The sequence below is a fragment of the Streptomyces sp. NPDC002785 genome, from assembly GCF_040295565.1.
Classification (GTDB): Bacteria; Actinomycetota; Actinomycetes; order Streptomycetales; family Streptomycetaceae; genus Streptomyces.
This window is the reverse complement of the sequence record NZ_JBEOVN010000123.1, coordinates 1-22469: the sequence shown is the minus strand read 5'-3', so window position 1 is coordinate 22469 and position 22469 is coordinate 1. Positions and strand designations below refer to the sequence as shown.

The 22469-nt window shown below is 69.0% G+C and carries 20 protein-coding genes; 9 read left to right on the top strand and 11 right to left on the bottom strand.

Going from position 1 to position 22469, the window contains the following annotated elements; genetic code table 11:
- Nucleotides 1–1179, bottom strand: a 1179-nt coding sequence (locus ABTZ94_RS24920; protein WP_351203568.1) for a nucleotide sugar dehydrogenase, incomplete at its 3' end; no start/stop codon positions are given.
- 350 nt (nt 1180–1529) lie between these two features.
- Between ABTZ94_RS24920 and metG the strand changes: the two genes are divergently transcribed.
- Complete coding sequence (gene metG / locus ABTZ94_RS24915) at nt 1530–3254, top strand: methionine--tRNA ligase (RefSeq protein WP_351203566.1); 1725 nt, start codon at nt 1530–1532, stop codon at nt 3252–3254.
- A 32-nt stretch (nt 3255–3286) separates the two neighbouring features.
- Here the strand turns inward: metG and ABTZ94_RS24910 are convergent, their stop codons facing one another.
- The 6 genes from ABTZ94_RS24910 to ABTZ94_RS24885 are packed head-to-tail and all read right to left on the bottom strand — an operon-like array spanning nt 3287 to nt 9218.
- On the bottom strand, nt 3287–3925 hold the full coding sequence (locus ABTZ94_RS24910; RefSeq protein ID WP_351203564.1) for a histidine phosphatase family protein: 639 nt from the start codon (nt 3923–3925) through the stop codon (nt 3287–3289).
- Nucleotides 3926–3948: 23 nt separating this feature from the next.
- The gene (locus tag ABTZ94_RS24905) at nt 3949–4503 is read right to left on the bottom strand and encodes an FkbM family methyltransferase (RefSeq protein ID WP_351203562.1); all 555 of its coding nucleotides are present in this window, start codon (nt 4501–4503) and stop codon (nt 3949–3951) included.
- The gene (locus ABTZ94_RS24900) at nt 4455–6053 is read right to left on the bottom strand and encodes a hypothetical protein (protein ID WP_351203560.1); all 1599 of its coding nucleotides are present in this window, start codon (nt 6051–6053) and stop codon (nt 4455–4457) included. Before ABTZ94_RS24900 ends, ABTZ94_RS24905 begins: the two co-directional genes overlap by 49 nt.
- Before the next feature lie 6 nt (nt 6054–6059).
- Nucleotides 6060–7208 carry a glycosyltransferase family protein gene (locus tag ABTZ94_RS24895; RefSeq protein ID WP_351203558.1) on the bottom strand — a complete coding sequence of 383 codons (1149 nt, stop codon included), beginning with the start codon at nt 7206–7208 and terminating at the stop codon, nt 6060–6062.
- Nucleotides 7209–7227: 19 nt separating this feature from the next.
- Nucleotides 7228–8544 (bottom strand): N,N-dimethylformamidase beta subunit family domain-containing protein, encoded by a 1317-nt coding sequence (locus ABTZ94_RS24890; protein WP_351203556.1) that lies wholly within the window; start codon nt 8542–8544, stop codon nt 7228–7230.
- Complete coding sequence (locus ABTZ94_RS24885; protein ID WP_351203554.1) at nt 8541–9218, bottom strand: class I SAM-dependent methyltransferase; 678 nt, start codon at nt 9216–9218, stop codon at nt 8541–8543. The genes ABTZ94_RS24890 and ABTZ94_RS24885 overlap by 4 nt, the downstream gene beginning before the upstream one ends.
- A 270-nt stretch (nt 9219–9488) precedes the next feature.
- Here ABTZ94_RS24885 and ABTZ94_RS24880 point away from each other — a divergent pair, with 270 nt between their 5' ends.
- Entirely contained in the window at nt 9489–13016 is a 3528-nt protein-coding gene (locus tag ABTZ94_RS24880) for an NB-ARC domain-containing protein (protein WP_351203552.1), read from the top strand.
- Nucleotides 13017–13041: 25 nt separating this feature from the next.
- Nucleotides 13042–14262 (top strand): damage-control phosphatase ARMT1 family protein, encoded by a 1221-nt coding sequence (locus ABTZ94_RS24875; protein ID WP_351203550.1) that lies wholly within the window; start codon nt 13042–13044, stop codon nt 14260–14262.
- 135 nt (nt 14263–14397) lie between these two features.
- Here the strand turns inward: ABTZ94_RS24875 and ABTZ94_RS24870 are convergent, their stop codons facing one another.
- The 4 genes from ABTZ94_RS24870 to ABTZ94_RS24855 all read right to left on the bottom strand — a co-directional run bounded on the left by ABTZ94_RS24870 (nt 14398) and on the right by ABTZ94_RS24855 (nt 17972).
- Nucleotides 14398–14988: a hypothetical protein gene (locus ABTZ94_RS24870; protein WP_351203548.1), complete on the bottom strand. Its 591-nt coding sequence runs from the start codon at nt 14986–14988 to the stop codon at nt 14398–14400.
- Complete coding sequence (locus ABTZ94_RS24865) at nt 14985–16166, bottom strand: MAB_1171c family putative transporter (protein WP_351203546.1); 1182 nt, start codon at nt 16164–16166, stop codon at nt 14985–14987. Before ABTZ94_RS24865 ends, ABTZ94_RS24870 begins: the two co-directional genes overlap by 4 nt.
- Nucleotides 16167–16175: 9 nt before the next feature.
- Entirely contained in the window at nt 16176–16715 is a 540-nt protein-coding gene (locus ABTZ94_RS24860; RefSeq protein ID WP_351203544.1) for a zinc metalloprotease, read from the bottom strand.
- Between the two features lie 828 nt (nt 16716–17543).
- Nucleotides 17544–17972, bottom strand: a complete 429-nt coding sequence (locus ABTZ94_RS24855; RefSeq protein ID WP_502967302.1) for a helix-turn-helix domain-containing protein — start codon at nt 17970–17972, stop codon at nt 17544–17546.
- Nucleotides 17973–18301: 329 nt separating this feature from the next.
- On the opposite strand from ABTZ94_RS24855, the gene ABTZ94_RS24850 reads away from it, so the two are divergent.
- The 6 genes from ABTZ94_RS24850 to ABTZ94_RS24825 all read left to right on the top strand — a co-directional run bounded on the left by ABTZ94_RS24850 (nt 18302) and on the right by ABTZ94_RS24825 (nt 22338).
- Nucleotides 18302–18556 (top strand): hypothetical protein, encoded by a 255-nt coding sequence (locus tag ABTZ94_RS24850; protein WP_351203540.1) that lies wholly within the window; start codon nt 18302–18304, stop codon nt 18554–18556.
- Between the two features lies 1 nt (nt 18557).
- Nucleotides 18558–19577, top strand: a complete 1020-nt coding sequence (locus ABTZ94_RS24845) for a hypothetical protein (RefSeq protein ID WP_351203538.1) — start codon at nt 18558–18560, stop codon at nt 19575–19577.
- Nucleotides 19577–20281, top strand: coding sequence for an ATP-binding protein (locus ABTZ94_RS24840; RefSeq protein ID WP_351203536.1), 705 nt, complete (start codon nt 19577–19579; stop codon nt 20279–20281). The genes ABTZ94_RS24845 and ABTZ94_RS24840 overlap by 1 nt, the downstream gene beginning before the upstream one ends.
- Nucleotides 20282–20398: 117 nt before the next feature.
- Nucleotides 20399–20965, top strand: a complete 567-nt coding sequence (locus tag ABTZ94_RS24835; RefSeq protein ID WP_351203534.1) for a WhiB family transcriptional regulator — start codon at nt 20399–20401, stop codon at nt 20963–20965.
- Nucleotides 20962–22011, top strand: a complete 1050-nt coding sequence (locus tag ABTZ94_RS24830; protein ID WP_351203532.1) for a DUF2637 domain-containing protein — start codon at nt 20962–20964, stop codon at nt 22009–22011. Before ABTZ94_RS24835 ends, ABTZ94_RS24830 begins: the two co-directional genes overlap by 4 nt.
- 102 nt (nt 22012–22113) lie before the next feature.
- The gene (locus ABTZ94_RS24825) at nt 22114–22338 is read left to right on the top strand and encodes a hypothetical protein (RefSeq protein ID WP_351203530.1); all 225 of its coding nucleotides are present in this window, start codon (nt 22114–22116) and stop codon (nt 22336–22338) included.
- Nucleotides 22339–22469 lie beyond the last annotated feature (131 nt).

The window sequence follows — 22469 nt, the reverse complement described above, 5'->3', positions numbered from 1 at the left end:
GTCGGCCGCCGCAAGGCGGCCGGGGGTCACGTCGACCCGCTGGAGGCTCTCCAGGCCGGCGGCGCGGGGGTGGGCGTCGTCCAGGACATGGGGGTCGGCGGCCTGGACCTCGGCGCCCATGCCGGTGAGGAGTTCGGCGATGCGGGCCGCTGGCGTCTCACGGGCGTCCCCGGTGTTGGCCTTGTACGCCAGGCCGAGCAGCAGGATCCGGGAACTCTTGAGCGGCTTCCCGCGTTCGTTGAGGCCCGCCACGAGACGCCGCACCACGTAGTCGGGCATGTGGTTGTTGACGTCGTTCGCCAGCTCGACGAAGCGGAAGTTCTGCCCCAGGGTGCGCTCTACCCGCCACGACAGGTACGACGGGTCGACGGGCAGGCAGTGGCCTCCGACCCCCGGGCCGGGGGTGAAGCGCATGAACCCGAACGGCTTGGTGGATGCCGCGTCGATGGCCGCCCAGACGTCGATGCCCAGGTCGTGGGCGAAGATTGCCAGCTCGTTGGCGAGGGCGATGTTCACGTGTCGGAACGTGTTCTCCAGCAGCTTGGTCAGCTCCGCTTCCTTGCAACTGGCCACGGGCACGACCGTGTCGACGAGGGACGCGTAGAAGGCGCGGACCGCCTCCCTGGAGGACGGACCGATGCCCGAGACGACCTTGGGGGTGTTCTCCAGCCTCCAGGTGGGATTCCCGGGGTCGATGCGCTCCGGGCTGTACCCGAGGTGGAAGTCGCGGCCGGCGGCCAGCCCGGAGCCGCGCTCGAGGAGCGGGCGGAACACCTCCTCGGTCGTCCCGGGGTACGTGGTCGATTCCAGGACGACCGTCGCTCCGCGGGTGAGGTGGCAGCCGAGCGTCCGCGCCGCGTTCTCGACGTGTGATAGGTCCGGAGCACCGTCGCGCAGCGGCGTCGGGACGGTGACGACCGCCACATCGAACCCGGCACAGTCGGACGGGTCGACGGTCGGCCGGTAGACGCCGGCGGCGAGGAGGGGCGCCAGCCGCCTGTCTGAGATGTCCTCGACGTACGACTCGCCGACCACAAGCCGCTTGATCCGCTCGGCATCCACGTCGAGGCCGACGACGTGATGCCCGACCTCGGCGGCTCGGACCGCCAGCGGGAGCCCGACGTATCCCTGCCCCACGACGACGACGCGGAGCCGACGGGCCTCGTGGTTCCTGATCATGCGATCCACCTCGCTGAAATCGGGGGCTGGGGTAGTAGGGACGTATGCGCGGCGCGTGATCCGGGGTGGGCGGTGGCCGTAAGATGGGCAGCGCCTCGGCCGTACGGGACTCGCTTGGCCGCCTGTCTCGGACGGCCGAGCGCTTTTCGGGCGCGGCATGGAGAGCCGGGAAAACCCGCAGGCTGGCCAAACCCCCGGTTCGATACGATGACGGCGGCTTGCAGTCCCGTTCCGTCACCATGTGTGACGCCGACGTGCGATCGGAATGATCGCGTCGGCTGCGGCCTCCCGACCTGGGCCCGCCGTGGCAGCGCCACCGGCGCCGTACGTACGAAATGGAGCATCCAAGGATGGCTCGACACCTGGTAACCAGCGCGCTTCCCTACATCAACGGGATCAAGCACCTGGGCAACATGGTCGGGTCGATGCTTCCGGCGGACGTGTACTCCCGGTACCTCCGCCAGCGTGGCCACGACGTCCTCTACATCTGCGCCACCGACGAACACGGCACGCCGGCCGAGCTGGCTGCCAAGGAGGCCGGGCTCTCCGTCGCCGAGTTCTGCGCTCAGGCGCACGACGCGCAGAAGGCCGTGTACGACGGTTTCGAGCTGGCCTTCGACTACTTCGGGCGCAGTTCCTCGCAGCAGAACGTCGAGATCACCCAGCACTTCGCGCGCAAGCTGAACGAGAACGGCTTCATCGAAGAGCGTGCGATCCGTCAGGTGTACTCGCCGGTCGACGGCCGTTTCCTTCCGGACCGGTACGTCGAGGGCACCTGCCCGCACTGCGGGTACGACAAGGCCCGCGGTGACCAGTGCGAGAACTGCACACGCGTTCTCGACCCGACCGACCTGATCGACCCGCGCTCGGCGATCAGCGGTTCCACGGACCTGGAGATCCGTGAGACCAAGCACCTCTTCCTGCTGCAGTCCAAGCTCCAGCACGAGGTCGAGGAGTGGATCGCCACCGTAAGTGCGGAATGGCCGCACCTGTCCACGTCCATCGCTCACAAGTGGCTGACCGAGGGCCTGAACGACCGCGCTATCACCCGCGACCTTGACTGGGGCGTGCCCGTTCCGGCCGACACCTGGCCGGAGCTTGCGGCCGAAGGCAAGGTCTTCTACGTCTGGTTCGACGCCCCGATCGAGTACATCGGCGCGACGAAGGAGTGGGCGGACGCCTTCTCCGACGGTGAGACCCGTGACTGGAAGTCGTGGTGGTACGAGGCCGACGACACCGTCCGGTACACGCAGTTCATGGCCAAGGACAACGTCCCCTTCCACACGGTGATGTTCCCGGCCACCGAACTCGGCGTGCGCGAGCCCTGGAAGAAGGTCGACGTCGTCAAGGGCTTCAACTGGCTCACGTTCTACGGCGGCAAGTTCTCCACCTCCCAGAAGCGCGGAGTCTTCACCGACGCGGCCCTGGAGATCCTTCCCGGCGACTACTGGCGTTACTTCCTGATCGCCAACGCCCCCGAGTCGGACGACTCCTCCTTCACGTGGGAGCACTTCACCGCCACGGTGAACAAGGACCTGGCGGACACCCTCGGCAACTTCGTCAACCGCGTGCTGTCGTTCTCCCGCAAGCGGTTCGGCGACGAGGTCCCGGGCGGGCGCGCCGCCGGCGACGCAGAGGCGAAGCTGGGCGAGGAGATCGCGCGCCTGCTGGCCGAGTACGAGGAGCACATGGAGGCGCTCCAGTTCCGCAAGGCCGCCGCCGCCCTGCGCGCACTGTGGTCCGCGGGCAACTCCTACCTTGAGGAGAAGGCTCCCTGGCTGGAGATCAAGACCGACGCCGACGGCGCCGCGCTGACCCTCCGCACCGCCATGAACCTGATCCACCTGTACGCGGTCGTCTCCGAGCCGTTCATCCCGACCTCGACCGCCGCCATGCGCGGGGCCTTCGCTCTGGAGAACGACACCGCGACCTGGGTGACTGCCGACCAGGCCAAGTCCCTGGACACCGTCCCGGCCGGCACCGCTTTCACGGTGCCGCCAGTGCTCTTCGCGAAGATCTCGGAGGAGGACCTGGAGTCCTACCGTGAGCGCTTCGGCGGTGCCCCGGAAGCCTGACAGGCATCCCCGCACCCGCACCGTCCCGACTCTCATCGGGCGGTGCGGGCGTCGAGGAGGCCGGGCAGCTCCGCAGGCGTGGCGTTCATCAGCCGGATACGCGGAGTCAGGCCGCCGACCTCCACCCACGTGATCCCGGCCGAGCCCGGCACGTGCTGGAGGTAACGGTCGAAGCCGTTCCCCGTCAGCCACAGCAGCAGGCAGGCGATTCCCCCACCGTGCCCGACGAGGACGGTCGTTCGCCGTGCCCCGGAGCAGACCTCGTCCCACAGGTCCACGTAACGGGCCTGGACATCCTCCGACGACTCGCCGCCCGGCGTGCGGAGCCGGTGGATCGGTACACCGTGGCGAGCGGCCTCGGCGGCGGCGAGCTCCCTGGGCCGGCCCCCGAGGTGCCCGCTGTCCTTCGCGGCCAGGCGCTCGTCGACCCGGACGTCGGCCGGGGTCAGCGCGGCGGCGAGAAGCTCGGCCGATTCCCGGCCACGGGACATCGGGCTGACGAGCATCTGGTCCACGGCGACCCCGGCCGTCGCGAGGCAGGCGCCGACCTGCCGCATGTCGGCGCGCCCGCGCTCGCTGAGCCGGCCGCCGACCGCGCGGCCCTGGTGGATGCCCTGGAGGTTCTCCTCCGTCTCGCCGTGCTTGATCAGGTAGATGTGCTGGGTGCTCATGGCGTCGTGTCCCTTCATTCCGGTCAGTCCCAGTGGCGGACGTCGACGCGTGCGGATACGGCGGCGGCGACCTGGTTGTGCTCGGCCTGGCTCATGGCGGGGAAGCGGTCGTAGTGCCACTCGACGTAGAGGACGGAGACGAGGTCGATCGTCCCGTCGGCGAGCAGCTTCCTGAGCACGGGGTACTCGGCGCCCTCGATGTCCATCTTCACGACGACGTGGTCCTCCGGGGTGGCGGACCGGCGGAGCCAGGCGCTGAAGTCCACCGCGGGTACGGCGACGGGCGATTCGTAGTCGATCTGCTGGTCGTACACCGGCGGGACCCGCTTGCCGGGCATCACGGTGGAGCTCTCGTGATGGCCGAGGAAGAGGTCGATCGTCCCGTCCTCGGTCCACACCGCGCTGGGGGAGACCTCGACTATGCCGGCGTGCCGGGCCTGTTCGACGTTCGCGCGGATGGAGGGGAGCAGGCTCGCGTTGGGCTCGAAGGCGTAGAAGTCGTGGTCCGGGAGTTCGTGCATGAAGCGCCTCAGCACGATTCCGAGGTTGGCGCCGCAGTCGACGAAGATCTTGCGCATGAGGTGTTCTCCTGGTCTGTCATCAGAGCGCCGAGGTCGATCTCCCGTACGACGTGATCGGCGAGCGTGACGAAGTCGCCGGTCTGGGGGAGATAGCAGCGCTCCACGTAGCGGATGGTGATGCGGCAGACGGGCTCCTCGCCGCGGTAGGCGGGCAGATCGCCCCACCAGTAGAGCTGGCCCCCGGGCGCCTTGAAGCGACGTAGCCACCGGGGCAGGGGGCTCTTCCGAGTACCGGCGTTGAGCCGGGTGAACATGGCGGTCAGGAAGGCGACGTGCGCGGCCGACCGTTCCTCGTCCCTGTGCGTCCGGCCGTAGATCTGCTTGAGCGCGTGCAGCCGGTCCGGGTCTCCGCCGGCTTGGATGAGGAGATCCCGCAGCCTCCGGTCCCAGACGATGCCGAGGTGGCCGTGGAAGACGGGCTCGTCCGTGAGGAAGTAGCCCTCGACGCGGCCGAACTCGCGCTCGTATGGGCACATGTAGTCGTTGTAGAGACCCCGTGCCGCCCCGGAGACGGTCTCCACCTCCCAGTGGACCCGTGCGGTGAAGGGCGAGTCCCACCACCCCAGATGCCAGGGCTGCCACAGCAGGTCGGCCGCGCTGAGCAGGATCACAGTGAGCGCGATCAGCGCGGCCGGCCAGCCGAAGGCTGCGCCGTATTCCGTGCCGGAAAGCAGCCCGAAGGCTGTCGCGAGGCCGATGTTGGCGGCGATGTTCTCCCAGAAGAGGATGCCGGAGGCGAGGGCGACGACGAGGTTGAAGAGCGCGGTCACCACCAGGGTCGCGATCAGCAGCCGACGGTCGAGGAACGCGACCAGCCCGGCGGCCTCCACGACCATCGTCAGCAGGTTGATGGGGCGGTCGATGACCCCCGCCCGGCGCAGGAGCCGGGACACCGTCCGGGAGGGGAGGAAGCGCGCCCAGCCCCAGGAGTACGCCGAGGCCACGAGGTAGTGCGTGCGGTTGTGCCAGGCCCATGACCAGGGGCGCGGTCCCAGACGGGCCTTGCTCCAGGCCGGCTTGACGTAGTGCGACAGCGAGACGCAGCCGAGCACCAGCACCAGACCGGCTGTGGAGGCGGAAGGGGACGGGGCAAGGGCCGCCGTCACGAGGAACCAGGCGAGGTATGCCTTCAACAGTCGCACCGGCATCATCGCGTGGTGCTGCCAGCCACGCAGCTTGCCGCAGAGCACGGCCATCCACGGCAACAGGGCAGGAGTCCAGAGACACGAGGCGACGGCGAGGGACAGAAGGAGCAGCTTGTGCCGACGCTGTGGACCGGTCGGCACCGTGACGTCGTAGTCGCTCGTCGCGCCCCGCCAGGTCAGCAGGGCGATCAGGGAGACGACGAACCAGCGCAGCGGCCCGGGCACCGGCGACGGCCGGAGGGCCAGCGGAGCGATGACCGTGGTGGCCACGCTTACGGCCAGGGGACCGGGGCGACGGGCGAGGGCCCGTACGGCTGGGGAGACTCCGAGGCGGTAGCACGCCACGACGGCGGCTACGACCGCCGCGGTCGCCACGCATGAGGGAAGCGGGGGAGTCGACATGCGCCGCTACCTCGCGATCGGCTCGAGCATCGGCGGGCGGGCGGTCGGCAGGCTCTCCAGGTACGAGGCGATCCGCTCCCGAGGGTCGGTCGAGAGGTACAGGTCCCGGTGGCGTACGACGTTGTCGTGGAGCGCCCGGCCGCGTGCGAGGAAATCGAGGACGGCCGGCTGTTCGATGCGCGGGGCCGCCGTGCCCAGTTCCGCCTCGTCGATGACCTTGGCGCACCAGTGCTGGTCGTAGGTGGGTAACGGGACGAGGTGGACCGGTTTACCGAGGACGAGGGCCTCGCTGATCAGGTTGAAGCCGGCGTTGGAGAACACGACCTCGGAGCGAGCCATGTCCGCGATGAACGCCTCGCGGTCGAAGGCGCGGATCTCCACACGGGCGTCGGCGTACCCGCGCAGGGACCTCAACTCCGTCGGCTGCGTGTAGATCCGCAGCGTCCGGTCCGGTACGGACTGGCGGAAGACCGAGGCCAGTTCGCGGACGGACTCCTCCGGGCCGTGGTCGAAGTAGCGGGAGAAGTAGGCCGTGACGAGCGGCTCGGTGGTGACCGGTGCCGACCTGACGAGGTCGGGAACGACCGGAGCGATGAACTCCACCCTTCGGTCCTCGGCGGCCAGTGGGACATAGGAGCAGATGAAGGACCGGTCGACGCGGGGCGCGAAGTACCGCAGGCGCTGCTCGTCGGCCGTACGGGCGTACCGGCCGAGGGCGGGGAGGTCCAGGTGCCGGTACTTGCTCTGCTGGTCTATGGAGATCAGCGGACGGCCGAAGTGATAGGCAAGGCGTGGGGTGTTGGGCTCGTAATCGGTGACGAACACGTCCGGGACGCCGCTGTTCCGGACGGCCCGGCGCAGCTGGAGGTGCCGGAGGAGACCTCCGGGCGCTTCCCGCATGTTGGCGCGCACGGCGTCGCGCGCGTGGATCCGGTCGTCGCGCGCTAGCAGCGTCGGCATCCATCCGTCCCAGGCGAGGAAGCCGAGGTCCCGGAAGTACTCGGCCCGGCTTTGGCCGTTGGTGACGATCCGGACCCGGTGCCCGCGGTCGCGGAGGTACTGGGCGATCACGCTCTGCCGGACGGTGTGTCCCATGCCGATGCCGTTGACACCGATGATCACGTTGAGCTGCCGTACGTTTCCGTTTCCGGACACGACGATCCCTTCCCTTCGGTCAGGCGAGCCGGGTGATCACGTTGCGGGTGACCGCGGCGACCTGGGGGTCGGTGGTCAGGAGGCGGGCCCAGTCGGTGGTGGCGGCGGTGAAGACCGTGCCGCCCGCGGTGAAGACGCCGAGCGTGGCGGCCCGGGGACCGGACATCGGCTCACGGGCGGCGAAGTTCCAGTCCGGGGGCAGTTCGGCGATGCCGAGAATCTCGAAGTCCTTCGGCGTTCCGTCCTGGCCGGTGGGTCGCGGGCGGTCGGCGTCGTCGTACTCGTAGGCCGCGCCGTCGCACTCGTAGCCGATCAGCGCCCCGTCGTGCCCGAGGCTGTCGCCGGTCCTGAGCCCCGTGCCGGAGAACGCCCAGTGGCCAGCGTCGGTGACGACGAAGCCCCGGGAAGCGCGGGCGACGTCCCAGTGGCCACCGCCGTTGCGATAACTCACGCCCAGGAGGGTGTTCTCCGGCTCCGACTCCCACCAGTGGTCCGGACACCCGTACGAGCTGTCCGGGTCGGTACCGGCGGGGGCTCCGGGCGGGAACTTGTCGCAGGACAGCCCCGTCCCGTCCGGGGTGATGCTGACGCGCCACCAGCACGTGTTGGCCCCGAAGTTGGCGATGTGGCCGCCGGCGTCCCGGAAGGCGGTCACATGGCGGCGGAGCCCGGTGCTCCAGTACTCGTCGTGACCGGCGGAGACCAGGAGGCGGTAGCCGTCGCGCAGGAACAGCCCGTCGTGGAGGTCCAGATCGGTGCAGTAGTCGGCCTCGAACCGGCTCCGCTCCATCCAGGCGATGAAGGGGGCGTCCCAGTGCGCGAACGTCTGCCGGGGCGACGACGGGTCGTACGCGTCCGGCAGGCCCTTCACCGGCCCGCCGACACCGCCCCCGGGGCGGCGCGTCGTGACCTGGGCGGCGCTGTAAAGGCTGCCGCCGCCCGCCGTGTTGTACGCCTGGTAGGTGAACGTCGGGATCTTGTACAGGATCCGGCGTCCGGAGGGCGCGGAGGGGGCGACGACCAGGAGGATGCGCGCCTCCCGGGCATCCAGCGGCGGTATGCCGGAGGCGCGCTCCGTGCCCAGCACCGCGATGTAGACACCGGACCGCCACTCCGGGGGGACGAGGAACTCGTACGCGGACCACTGCCAGTCCGCGTCGAAGCGTCCGGTGGAGGCGGTCCGGCCGGGCCACTCGACGTGCCCCGCGTGCTGCGGCTCGGCTCCCCAGCGGTAGAAGTCGACGTGGAAGCGGGGGGCGGTGGTGGCGATGTGCAGGCGTACGACCTCACCAGATCGGACGCTCGGCCGGGCCGCGTAGCCGTTGAGGGTGGTCACGCTCCCTCCCTGGGACGGGCCACGCCAGTGAGGTGGAAGGGGTCGATCGCCTCGACGCTGGTGTCCCAACCCAGGCCGTTCAGCTGGGAGGTGAGCTCTGTGGGGTCTCGGAGCACCTTCACGGCGACGTGGCGGGAACCGTCGGAGAGGGTGCGATGGACGGTCGGCACGGGCGTCATTTCCACCCGGTCCTCGATCTCCGCCTTCGCCGGTGAGTCGTCGAGGAACACCACGTGACCGCCGGGCACCAGGGCCCACTTGAGCAGATCCCAGAACCGTTCCATCTCTATCGGCGGCACGTGGCTGAGCCAGAACGCGAAGAACACCGTGTCGTATTGGCAGTCCGGCTCCCAGTCGAAGACGTCCGCCTCGATAAAGCGGGTCTCGGTGCCTCGCATGCGGTCGCGGACCCGGCGGAGCATCTCCGGCGCCGCGTCCAACGCGGTCAGGCTGCGTGCCCGGTGGGACAGCAACTGCGTCCACTGGCCCGTGCCGCAGGCGATCTCCAGGACGTCACCGCCGATCGGCAGCGAGTCCAGGCCCTTCGCGAGCCGCGGCATGTCCATGCGGGTGCCGTACGTGGCGTCGTACTCGCCGGCTCGCGCCTGGTAGTAGGCGATCTGGCCTCTGGACCAGTCGCCCGGACCGCCCTGTCGCTCCTTCGTTCCGGTCACGCTGTGACCACCCCTCTCGACTACTTACGGAGCCGTGGTGCTCCGTGCCGAGAAGACTGCCGAGCGGCGCTGGACAGCGGGCTGCCGTGGTGTCGCACTCGCGGTGCAGCACCGTCGCTGTCCAGGGCGATGGGTACGCCTCGCTCAGACCTGGCCGGAATGGCCCGGGTGCTGCACCCGTGCTGAACTCCCGTCGCAGTGAAGGGTCTACGCCGCTGGTCAGACCGCCCTACCCTGTTACCGTCGTCGGTGTCGGTCGAAGGAGCTTCGGTGGCCACAGTGCAGCGCTGGACCGGACGGGAGGCGCGCGCTCTGCGGCTCGCGACGCGGCGGAGCGTGCGTGGCTTCGCGTCCTACCTCGGCGTCAGCGACCGGACGGTGTCCAACTGGGAGGCCCGGGGCGAGGAGATCGTCGTCGCACCGGACTCCCAGGCGTTACTCGATACGGCGTTGGAACGGAGCGACGCGGAGGTGCGGCAGCGCTTCTGGGATTCCGTCGGTGCTCCAACGCCCTCGGTCGCGCCGGCGCCGGACGACTACCTCCCGATACCCGTTCCGGAGCCCGGCTTGGTGCACAGGTCAGAAGATCTCGAAGGGCTCGTCTCCATACTCCAGGAGGCGTCGCAGGACGACAGCGTCGCCGCGGTTGCCCTGTGCGGCCCTGGTGGGTTCGGGAAGACGACGCTGGCCACCCAGGTGTGCCACGATCCCCGCGTTCGGGACTCCTTCTCGGAGATCCTCTGGGTGGAGACCGGCGAGGGATGCACGGCGGCCAGGGTCGTCGAGCTGATCTCCGACCTGTGCGTCCACCTCGACGGCAACCGTCCGTCCCTCGCGGACCCGGAGCAGGCCGGGTTCCACCTCGCCCGGCTGCTCCAGGGACGACGCGCGCTCCTCGTCGTCGACAACGTCTGGTCTGCCACCGACCTCGGCCCCTTCCTGCTCGGCGGCGAGGACTGCGTACGTCTCGTTACCACGAGGAACGTGCGCGTGTGCCCCAGCTTCGCCCGAGTCGTGCGTCTGGGGCCCATGGCCCCGGGGGAGATCCGTGAGCTGCTCGTCCGCAACGTCGGAGCCTTGGACGATGCCGAGGCCGCACGCCTTGCAGGCGTGTGCGGAGGGTGGCCCCTGCTCGCATCGATCGTCGGGGCGAACGTCTCGCAGGAGGTCGGCTCCGGTGCCCCGGCCGGTCGCGCTGTCACGGAGACGAGCGCGACGATCCGCGCGTATGGCCCTCAGGCTTTCGACGTCTGGGACTCCGACCAGCGCAAGAACGCCATCGGGCAGGCGCTCGAGTCCAGCCTCCGCAGCCTCGCGGAGAGCGTCTCGATCGCCGGGCGCACGGACCTGCGGGACCGGTACCTCTCGCTGGCCGTGTTCCCTCCGTCGGTGCCGATCCCCATGTCGGTGCTCACCCACTGGTGGGGCACCGCGAACGGATGGGCTCCCCACGTGGTGCGGCAGTTCTGCCGGGTGTTGTCCGACCGGTCCCTCATCGGCGCCTACCTCGCCGATCGGAACGCCATCGTGCTGCACGACGTGTTCCGGTCCTACCTGCGCCATCTGGTCGGCGATCAGTGGGCGACCCTTCACCGGTCCCTGGTGGAGGCATACCGGCGGAGCACGGGCGGCGCCTGGGAGACCCTGGACGAGGCCGAGGGATACCTGTGGCGACATCTTCCCTATCACCTGAGTGAGGCCGGCCTCGACGCCGAGCTTGTCAGCCTGCTGGCCTCGCCGACGTACGTCATGCGCAAGGTCGCACTCGTCGGACACCAGTCGCTGACCGCGGACGCCGCCGTGCTCGACGCCCTGCACGGGCGGCATGAGATCGGCCACCCGCAGCACCAGGTGTGGGCGACCGCCCGTGCCCTGACCGGCGCCGGGTATCTGCTGAGCGGGCTGGAGAGCGCGGCCGACATCGCCTCGACCCTCTCGATCGTCCTGCGTCGAGCACCCTTCCCCGAGGCCACCCGCCCCCTGGAAAACGCAGCGGGGGATGGGACAGCGCTCACCCCGAAGTGGCTGCTGCCTCCGGAAGAGAACTCCGCGGCGGCAACAGAGCGGTGTCACATCGGTGCGGTCGTCAGCGTGTCCGCCGTGCGCGACCTCGTGGCGTCGGGCGGCGAGGACGGGGTGGTCAGGCTGTGGAACCTGAACACCGGCCAACTCCTCCGGGCTCACGAGGCCCATACCGGGTGGGTGTTCGCCACCGCGCTCTCTGCGGATGGGATGGTCCTCGCCTCAGCGGGGGACGACGGAGCGATCCGGCTGTGGCGCACGGACACCGGCGAACCTGTCGGGGTACTGCCCGGGCACAACCGCCGTATCCGCAGCCTCGCCTTCTCCTCAGCCGGCCCCCTCCTGGTCTCCGGTGCCGAAGACGGTGCCGTATGCGCGTGGGACCTGGAGCGGCTCGTGCTCCTGCGTACGATGCGGGCGGCTGGCACCCCGGTATGGTCGGTGGCGGTCGGCGGGGACTCTGACTCGCTCGTGGCCGTGGCTGGCGAGGACGAGTTTGTCCGCCTCTTCGACCTGCGCACCGGCCGCCTCCTGGACGAACGCGCGGCACACCGGGACTGGGTCCGCTCCGTGGCCTTCGCCCCGGGCTCCTCCCTCCTGGCCTCCGGATCTGGCGACCGTTCCGTAGCCGTGTGGGACGCGGCCGACGGAAAACTCGCGCTCGTCCGCCGGATCACCGACCTCAAGGCGCGCGTGCGCGCCGTCGCTCTGTCTCCGTACGACGATGTCCTCGTCTCCGCCACCGAGGAGCCGAGGATCCAGGCGTTCTCGGCGGAGAGCCCAGTGGGCGAGACCCAGCTCCCACCGGGCGTGGACTGGGTGCGCTCACTCGCCAGAACGGGCGACGGCACCGTGATCGCCGGATGTGAGGACGGCGCTGTCCGCATCTGGACCGTGGGGAAGAGCAGGCTGAGGACCCTGGCCAGCGGCTCGAACACCGTGTGGTCCACACAATTTGCGGCCGGTGGACGCACCGCCGTGATCGGCGACGGGGCCGGCGGCGTCGGCGTCATCGACACCACGACCGCGACAGTCAGCCGGAGACTCCCGGCGGCCCATGGACGCGTCTGGTCCCTGGCCTGCGGCGAGAAACACGTCGCCGCGGCCTGCGGTGATGGGGCGGTGAGGGTCTGGTCGCTGCTCGACACGGCCTGGTCGCTCACGCTGAACCAGGACACCCCGCGTACGTGGGCCGTGACGATGGCCCGTTCGACACCTCGTGTCGCCGCGAGCACGGGCGACGGACACATCCGGTGCTGGGATCTCCCCACCGGGACGCCGCTGTGGAGCCAGGACGTGCACGCCGGACGGCTGCGGTCGCTCTCCTTCGACGACAGTGGAGACCTCCTGGCAGCCTGCGGTGGTGACGGCTCGGTACGCGTGTGGCACGCTCACACCGGGGAGTTCAGGAGCCGGTTCATCAGCCCCAGCGGCTGGGCCCGTGCTGTCGCCGTGGACGGTCCGGGCAACCGGGTGGCGGTTGGGGCGGGAACCGGCGACATCGCGGTTCGTCACCTGGGGACGGACCGGTTCACCTCCCACCTCTCCGGCCACACGGGCCGCATCCTCATGCTGGGCTTCATGAGCGACGAGGACCGCCTTGTGTCGGCCGCGGCGGACGGGACGGTGCGCGTGTGGTCGCTCGGCGAGCAGCGGCAGATCTCCAAGGTCCGGGTGGACGCTTCACTGCACTGCGCGGCCTTCGAACCCACGACGAGCGAGGTGCTGGTAGGGAGTGCGGCCGGCGTCGTAGCCCTGGGGATCATTGACACATGAGCGAGAAGTGAAGGGCTTGGAGACCATGACAGAGAAGACCTCCCGCGCCTCGGGCGAAGAGGCCGCTTGCGACACCGGCCCAGTCGGTGCTCCGGTCATCCTGAGCAACGAGTCCGGCTCGTTCGCCTGGGGTGTGCTGGCCAAGCGCCACCCTGCCCTCATCCAGCAGGTACGAGATGCCTTCCCGTACGGCCGCCGACAGCACGAGGCCCTCGACGCCCTGCTGGAGGAGATCACCAACAGTGTGGTCGAGCCGCTCGCCCCCGCGGAACACGACCACGAGCGCTGGGCGGACTGGGGGCAGGAGCACTTCGGGCGCTCGTGGTACGACGCCCCGTTCCTGTGGGCGGAGAGCTACTTCTACCGCAGGCTCCTCGCCGCCGTCGAGTACTTCGGCACCGGCCCATGGCAGGGAGTTGATCCGTTCGCGCCGTTCAAGCAGGCCGAACTGCGAGGCGACGCGGTGGAAGAGGAACTGCGGGCCCTCGACGCGCTTGCGGACGCGCCGGCCGAGGAGCGGGCCACGGCCCTGCTCCACGCCTCGCTCTGGGGCAATCGTGCGGACCTCGGCTTCCGCGTCTCGGCGGGGGAGCCGGTGATCGGTGACGCCGTTGCCTCCACGCTGGTCGCCGACGACAGCGCCGTGCTGTGGCAGCTCCTGCCCGCCGGAGCGTCCTCCACCGTCTCCGTGGTGGCGGACAACGCGGGACGAGAGCTCATCCCGGATCTGATCCTCATCGACCACCTCCTCGAACAGCGGCACGCCGAACGGGTCGTGCTTCACGTCAAGCCCTACCCCTACTACGTCTCCGACGCGATGACGGCTGACGTCGTCGACTGCCTCCGTCGCCTCACCGAGGCGCCCGGCGAAGCCAGCCGGATCGGCGGCCGACTGTGGAAGGTCATGGCGGCAGGAAGCCTGGAGGTCCGCACCCACCCGTTCTTCTGCGCTCCGCTGCCGTACGAGGAGATGCCCGAGGACCTTCGCGGCGAGTTCGCGAGCGCCACGCTCACCATCCTGAAGGGTGACCTCAACTACCGTCGCCTGGTAGGCGACCAGGCGTGGGACGCCACGGCGCATTTCACTGACCGCACCGACTACTTCCCGGGGGCCGTCGCGGCGCTCCGGACCCTGAAGTCCGACGTCATCGTCGGTCTGGAGAAGGGAACGCTGGACGCCCTTGAACGGTCCAGGGCTGCCTGGCGTACGAGCGGAACTCATGCGCTGATTCAGGTGCGACGGTAGACCTGGGGCGGGGTGAGCTCCCGCGCATCAGGTCTCATACCTGGAATGGGCGGCCACGCTAGCCGCGCGGATCAGCTGCTCACGGAGCCGTGCCGAGCACTTGTGAGGGCGGGGCGGAGCCGCCGGGTGGCTGGGTCACCGAAGGAGCCCGAACGTGACTGCCGCCGCTGCCGCCCCCAGGGCGGCGCCCGCGATCGTCTGGGCCGTCGTGTGGTCGCGTAGGGCAACGCGCGACCAGCCGATGGCGGCCACAGCAAGCACCAAGGGACACAGAACGAGACCGTAGACCTGGATGAGGATGACTACGACACCGCCCGCGACGGCGGTGTGTACGGAGACCTTCCACCAGACCGTGACTGCCATGGTCGCGGCAAGGCCCACGAGCATCGCCGTGACGAGAGCGAAGACCTCGCGGGGAGCGTCGAACACCACGAGCAGAGAGATACCCAGGAGGACCGAGGCCATCGTGGCACTCAGGGGAATCGCACGCTGGCTCCGCACCTTCACGTGCTTGTCGGTCCAGTGGCCGAGCTTGACGCCGAGCAGGATGACGGCGAAGGGGATGCCACCGCAGAAGAGTGCCGCCAGGAGGCCCCAGCCGAGTCCCACCCAGTCATTGGTGCTGTGCCAACCGACAACGAGCAGGATGCCCATCACTAGATAGGCCGGGGCCAGGGCGTCGGTTATCACGCGGGCCAGGCGCACGGGCGGATGGGGAGTGCTCATCGAAAGTCCTGACGGTTGGATAGGGCGAAGTCACGTACCAGGTCTGACCGGTAGGCCGTGGACAGCTGTTTCAGAGCCTGGATCTCGGTGCGGAGATCTGGGCCGCCGCTGGCGGGTGGGACGACGCCTCCGGAAGCGGAATGATCACCGGCGGTGTGGTTGAGCCGTGCGGTAAGTACCCAACACGCCTCGGCGGTGACGGCTGCTTGGGCGCCGACGAGCCCTTGCCGTGCGACGTACGCGTGGGCTTCTTCACGGAGACTCGTAGGTGCGTGGGATCCGAGCGCGAGTACCGCATCGCGGATCTCGATTCCCCGGCGATAGAGCCGGTCCCGACTACGTCGGACGTCGAAAGCTTCGGGGATACGGCCTCGTGGCGCTTCGTAGCGAACTGTGGGTGCCACGCTGGTGAGGTCGAACCAGAGAGGTCGCAACAGCACGAGATCGCGATGCGTGGGGTACCAGGCGCCCAGACGGCGCCCAACGGGCAAAGTACTCCCGGCGATGATGAACAGCAACGCGCTGAAGAGGAGAGCGTTGCTGATCGTGCTGTCCGCCTCGGGAGAGAGCGCGTCCACTCCGAAGAACCGAAGGGCGAGGGCGACTACGCGGTGCGCGGCGTAGACCATGCCGATCGTTGTGCCGATGCCGGTCAGCCGAAGTCCACGCCCCAGCAGACCCGCGTTGGGATGGCGGCCCCACTGCCGGCAGAGGCGTGTGGCGCTGAGCAGAGCCGTAGCCAGGAACGCGCTCCAGATGACGCCGTAGAGAGCGATAGGCCAGTCCGCGGCGTACTCGGTCAGAATGTCCTCCGCCTCCCGCGGTTGCGGAGCTGAGAGGAACAGCACGGTAAGGCATGCGGCGGCCGTCACAGGGACGGCGACGTGCTGTCTGGAGCTGGGTAGTTCAGGACTGCGTTCGTCGGCCATGTCGTGAACGAACGTCAGGACCGAATAGGCGGCCAGAATTCCAGCCACGTGCTTGCAGAGAGTTGCGACATTGTGAACGCCGAGGGCGTCGTCGAGCGCGGAGGCTATGTCGACCGGTTTGATTGTCATGGCGATCGCGAGAGCGATGAACGCGCTCCACAGCGGGCGCTTGCGCTTGTCGCGCATGGCGGCAGGTGCTCGCCACAGGGCGACAGCCCATAGGAGGATCGCCGGAACGAGGAAGATCACGGGAATTTCTCAGGTATCGCTCAGGGCGTCGTCGAGTCTCTGAAGGACGGACTCTCGGTCGCGGTTTTTCTTCGTGGCCAGGTCTGCCTCGGAGGCGATGAGACCTGCCAGATATTCGGCACTTCGCTCATCTTCGGTGTTGTAACTGGCCCGCTTCATAAGGCTGGTCACCATGGCCGGCGACAGGTCCGGGAACAGGGCTGCGCTGATCCCCGTTCCGCTGTTGTCCAGAGCGGACTGGTGTCCCAGAAGCATGTGGCCCAACTCGTGCAGGATGATGTGCGTCCGGTGCAGTGGGCTGGTCGACTGTTCGTGAAAGATGTGGTCGGCCTTTTCTGTTGCAAGCCAGGCGCCGCACGGAATGTCTGTGCCGGTGACGCCAGGTGTGCTGTGTAGATAGAGAGGACGTCCGCGCTGTTCGGCGATGCTCCTGCACAGGGCCTCCACGTCGAAGGGGGCCTGGATGTCGAGGGACCGAACCAGATCCTCGCAACGCTCCCGGCTTCGGGGTGCGCGGCCGGCGGATTCACGACGACTACGCAAAGACAAGGCACCTCCGCAGGTTTCTTTTGGCCCGTACTCAACATGAGTCGGTGCAATAAATGGTGCGTCCCCCGCACTCGCAACGTTAACGGATGTGCGGTGCACTCAATCGCGAAACTAGATGAACCTGCAATCAGTTTCTTGATCAAGTGACTGTTGGTCAATTGATCACGTGGTCAAATTGGATCAAACGACCACAAGGGGCAGTCGTTGTGGGTGAACGCGGGTTGCGCATTGAATTGGTGACGAACGTCACCCTGCATTCAGGTGGGTCATTCCCTGGGCTTTCCCGAAGGTTCTTGTGTCCTGGCAGGGGTGTCTATTTGCTCTGCGGGGGGATAGGTGAAAGCCCGGCGGTGAGTCGGTCGGATGGCGACCCGTGGGGGTTCGCTTCCGCCCTTGGGTTCCTGCCTGATCTCAAGGGGTCCTCTTTTGAACCCGCTTGTGCCTTGTGCCTTGTGGCGAGGTGGCGGGCGGCGTTACTGCCGGACGAGTTGGAAGGGCTCATGGCCGCGGACGTTTACGACGAAATCAGCCATCGCTACCGGGTATCCGGTCGCCGAGTCGCGGCAATCCGCGCGCCGTCGCCTCTCATGGCCTGCGGCCGGCGCTCGTTGGTGCTCCTGTCGTTTCGCGGCAGGCGTTACGGGCGTGCCCCTGCACGGGCGGCCATCGGCGTCGGGGTGGCGGCGTCCAGGCTTCCTGGATCCAGGGCGGGGTTCCGTCGAGTCCTGGGATCCAGGAGTGGATCCTTGTGTGTCTATGTGTGAGGCCGCCAACTGCTCTGACTTCACGTGAGATATCGAATGAGCTTGCCGGGGTGCGGCATGCTGCTCAGCCCTTGTCGCTGAGCCCCTCCAGGGCGCGCGCCCTCTCCACGAAGCCGCGGATCGTTTGAAGGGTCTCCGATGAGAGCCCGGAGGATCTCAGGGCGACGCCCCGAACCTCGGCGTCGCGGAATGCGGTGAGGAGTGCCAGTTCGGACTCGACGCGTTCCGAGTCCTCGGCGGAGAAGAAATATGAGGGGGGTACGCCGAAGAAGTCCGCGAGGGCTTCCAGGTGGCGCATGGTCGGGTTGTCCTTCTTGCCGGTCCGCAGGCTCCAGATGTAGCTGGCGGAGACGGTGGGTCCTCCCCGCTTGGCGATCTCGGTCGCGACCTCTTCGTGCGTGTAAGCGGCTCGGCCGCGAGGGCGCACCGTCTCGAACAGGTAGTCGAGCTTGCTGGCGAGGGTGCGCTTCCCCTCGGGGGTTCCGTCGCTCACCATGCCTCCTCCCCGTTCGGTGATTCAGTGTGACTGATGAGAACGATACCCCAGGGTTGCCATTTTCCCTGGTTGACGTTGATCATATTTGCTGGTCTAGTGTCGTCGCACGATCATCGACTCATGGAAACGAGGTGGTGGGCAGGGCAGGCGAGACGGGTGGGTCACCCACAAGTTCTGCGTCCCAGCAGACAGAGACGAGAAACGGCGCCCAGGAGCTGGTAACTCCCAGGCGCCGTCAACCCCGAGAGGGGCGGATTCATACATCGGTGAGCGGCCGGGCTTTTGCACGAGAACAGCCACTCACCGTCCAAGCAAGGGAGTATTGCATGCTGCTGTCCACAGAGGAGTGGGCGAGTGCCCCGCCGGACGTCGCGGATCGCGAGTGGCGCTTGGTGTCCCACGCCATCGTCGATGACGAGGCCGGGGAGACGTTGGCGCTGGGCCGGACGACCGCTGGAGCCGCAGTCCGCAGGCTTCAGGGGGGACGGCCGGAAACGGACTGGAACCGGTCATACATCTTCGACCTCGCCGACGCGCCCCTCACCTGCGGCAACCTGCTCGCCGCAGGTCGGGGCCGCTGACATGGCGCGGATACGAACCATCAAGCCGGAGGCGTTCGTCTCCGAGTCGCTCGCCGAAGTAAGCGTCGAGGCAGAGCGGACCTTCTTCGGACTGCTCACGCAGGCTGACGACCACGGCCGCCACCGCGACAACGCCGCGATCATCGCCGGGCTGCTCTGGCCGCTGCGCGCCGAGCACACCTCGGTCCACGTCGAGGACGACCTCCATCAGCTCGCGAACGCTGGCCTGATCTGCCGGTACACCGGCTGCGACGGCCGCCGGTACCTCCACATCGTGACCTGGTCCGAGCATCAGAAGATCGACAAGCCGAGCCAGTCCCGCCTGCCCTCCTGCCCGCAGCACCAAGCTGCCGACCGGTGCGCACCCTGCAAGGGGACCTGCACCAAGCGGGCCGAGGAGTCGCCCACCCCTCCCCGAGGGCTTGCCGAGGCTTCGCCGAACGCTCCCCGAGTCCTCGATCTGCCCGCGCAGCCCGACGCGACGCCTCGCGGCCACGCAGGCGAGGCTCCCGCCGCCCAGCAGGACGCCTTCGACGGCATGGTCGGCACCTCTAGCCACGCGGGTCTTAAAAGTGCAGGTCAGGGCACATTCGCCGAGGATTACCCGAACCTTCCCCGAAGCCTCGGAGAGGGCTCGGCGCCTGGATCTAGGATCTTGGATCCTGGATCTTCTTTCCCTACGGGGCGCACAGCGCCCGCAGCCCCCGACTCGGCCAACCAGCTCGTCGGCGAGTACGTCGCTGCCTGCGACGAGCGCCCGCCCAGCGACGTGATCGGACACCTCGGGCGGATCACCAAGAAGCTCCTGGGCGAGGGCATCGCCCCGGAGCACATCCGGGCCGGACTGCAGAACTTCGCAGCCAACCCCAAGCACCCGAGCGTGCTGACCAGCATGGTCAACGAGGCCATGAACGCACGCTCCGGCGGTTTGGCGCGGCCGGGAATCCGGCCTAACGTGCCCGCTCACCAGGCGTGGACCAACCCGGCCAACGCTGCTGCCGCCTACGCCGAGGAGCTGTGATGCGCACCCGTAACCGCGAACCGCAGACCCTCGGCGAGGGCACCCTGGACCGGATGGCCCGGATCCTGGCCGCTCGCAACATCGCCCCGGCCGCCGTCGCCGCACTGGTCGACGAGCCTGAGCCGTTCTCCCCCCTGGACGCCCTGTCGGCGGGGATGCCCCCGCGCTACCAGGCCGCCGTCGCCGACCACCCCCAGGTCCTGGCCTGGGCCCGCGACGTCGCCGAGGCGGCCGTCGCCCCCAGCCTGGGAGCCCGGCGGCAGGTCACCACCGGTCCCAGCCTGTTGATGGCCGGGGTCGTCGGCGCGGGCAAGACGCACCAGGCGTACGGCGCGGTCCGCCGGCTGGTGCAGAGCGGAGTCGGCGTGCGCTGGCGCGCGACCACCGCCGCCGACCTGTACGCCGACCTGCGGCCCCGGCCCGGGGTCGACAGCGAGCGGGAACTGGCGGCCGTCAGCCGCTGCCCGCTGCTGATCATCGACGACCTCGGCGCGGCCAAGGCGTCCGAGTGGGTCGAGGAAGTGACGTACCGGCTCATCAACCGCCGGTACAACCACATGCTCCCGACCTTGATCACCACCAACCTGGCGATCAAGGACCTCCGGGCCTACCTCGGCGACCGCGTCACCAGCAGGCTCGCGCAGATGACCACACGGGTCGAGTTCGAGCCGGTCGACCGCAGACGCCACCGCACGGCGGCCTGACTCACCGCAGGCCGCCACGCCGGGCCGCGCCCTCAGCGCGCCGCCCCATGCACCTCCCGACCCAGCGCACCCCTCCGCCGACGCCCCTGCGAGCGGAGAGCGATCGGAGCAACCCGCATGACCACCACGACGATCAGCCCTGCCCGCCACCGGTCGCTCGGCGACCACACCTGGCAGGACCAGGCCGTCTGCCAGAGCACCGAGTACAACCCGGTGGACCCCGAAATCTTCTTCCCGGAGCCCGACGAGACCGACAAGATCACCGCCGCGAAGTCGCTGTGCGGCCAGTGCCCGGTCCGCCGCACCTGCCTGGACGCCGCACTGGAAGGCGGCGACACCGACGGCATCCGGGGCGGCATGACCGAGGAGGAGCGCGGACCGCTGCACGAGAAGCTCACCCACCGCCTCGATTACAACCGCGTCAGCGCCACCATCGCCGGGCGCGACGTCCACCTCACCAAGGCCGAGCGCCGCGCGGTCGTCCACGCCGCCTACCGCCACGGGGTGACCGAGCGGCGCCTGGCCTGGCTCCTGAAGATCACCGAGGAACACGCCCAGAAGCTGTACCGCGAGACCCGCCGGGCACTCGTACACCGTGACCTGGAGCCGGCCATGAGGACCGCCCTGCCCCCCGAGACCGACGGCGAGCACCTGGGCCGCGACGACTTCGGGACGGCGGCATGACCACCACGAGCGGGCCGAAGGCGGCGCACATCTCCGGCTGGGACCGCGCGGTGGTCATCGCCCTGGGCGGCGCGGGATGCGCCCTGTCGTACGACGCCCTTCAGCAGATGGCCGTCGCCATCCACATCCGCGGTTTCCTGACCTACCTCTTCCCGCTGGTGATCGACGGGTTCATCGCCTACGGCGTCCGGGCCCTGCTGGTCCTGCGCGACGCGCCCCTGCGCGCCCGGCTCTACGTCTGGACGCTCTTCGGCACGGCCACCGCCGCCAGCATCTGGGCTAACGCCCTCCACGCGGTCAGGCTCAACGAGGACGCGGGCCCGGCCTCCGGGCTCCGGCTCGGGGACACGGTGGTCGCAGTGCTGTCCACCATCGCCCCGCTCGCACTGGCCGGAGCTGTCCACCTCTACATCCTCATCGCCCGAGGGCCGGTCAAGGACAGTGACCGCAGGGACCCCGGCCAGGCAGGTCAGGTCGGTCAGTCCGGTTACCCCGATCAGGCTGACCGGCCCGAGGGCATCGAGGTCACCCGGACTGACCGGGCCGGTCAGGTCAGCGCCGGGCGGCCGGTCGCTGCTCTGACCGACCGGCCGCGACTGTCCCTGGACAAGCAGATCCCGAGTCCTCGGTCACTGACCGGGGACAGCGCCCCGGTGGACAGCGGCAACCCAGTCACCGGTCAGCACGGTCAGACGCACGAGGCCGCTGACCTGCCCGGACAGTCGGACACCGCGCCGCCGGTCACTGACCGCCCGGCCGACACCGAGCCGGTCACCGGACACCAGGACAGCCCCGCACCGGTCACTCCGCTGCCGGTCACTGACCGGGGCACCCGGACAACCAGTGACCGGCGGCCTGACCCGGACACCGAGGAGCTGCTGAAGATCGCCCGGTCAGCGGTCAGGGCCGAGGACAAACTGACCCGCAAGGTGGTCGCCCAGGCGATCCGCGGTCAGCAGATCCCGCTCTCCAGCGACACATTGACCACCCTGATGGCCCAGCTCCGCGCGCAGCACGGACAGCCGGTCACCTCCGCCCGGAACTGACCGGCCAGCACGAAGCGGGTGACCGAGCCGGACACCTTGGCCGGTCACCCGCCCCCGGACACGCACCCCCACACACTCTCGAAGCGAAGCGGAGAGCACCTCATGCGCAACCACCCGGCCACACCTGCCGAGGTCGACTCCTGGCTGACCGTCCTGCACCACCACGGCCACCTCCACCGCGCCCAGTCCGGCCCCGACAACACCTGGACCGTGCAACGAACCCCGCATACTCGCCCCTGGACCCTGCACCACCCGGTCCTTGCCATGGACTGGATCGAGGAACTTGTCCGCGAAATCCGGCAACGGAACCCGGAGACGAGCCGGTGACCGCCAACGACCCGGAGGCCACCATGCCCGGACTGGAGCGCGACCCCACGACGGCTCCTGGCGGAGCAAGTTGTCGCGTACGACGGTCCTACGGCCCGTCGTACGCACTTGCCCCCGCCCAGGGGGGCGGG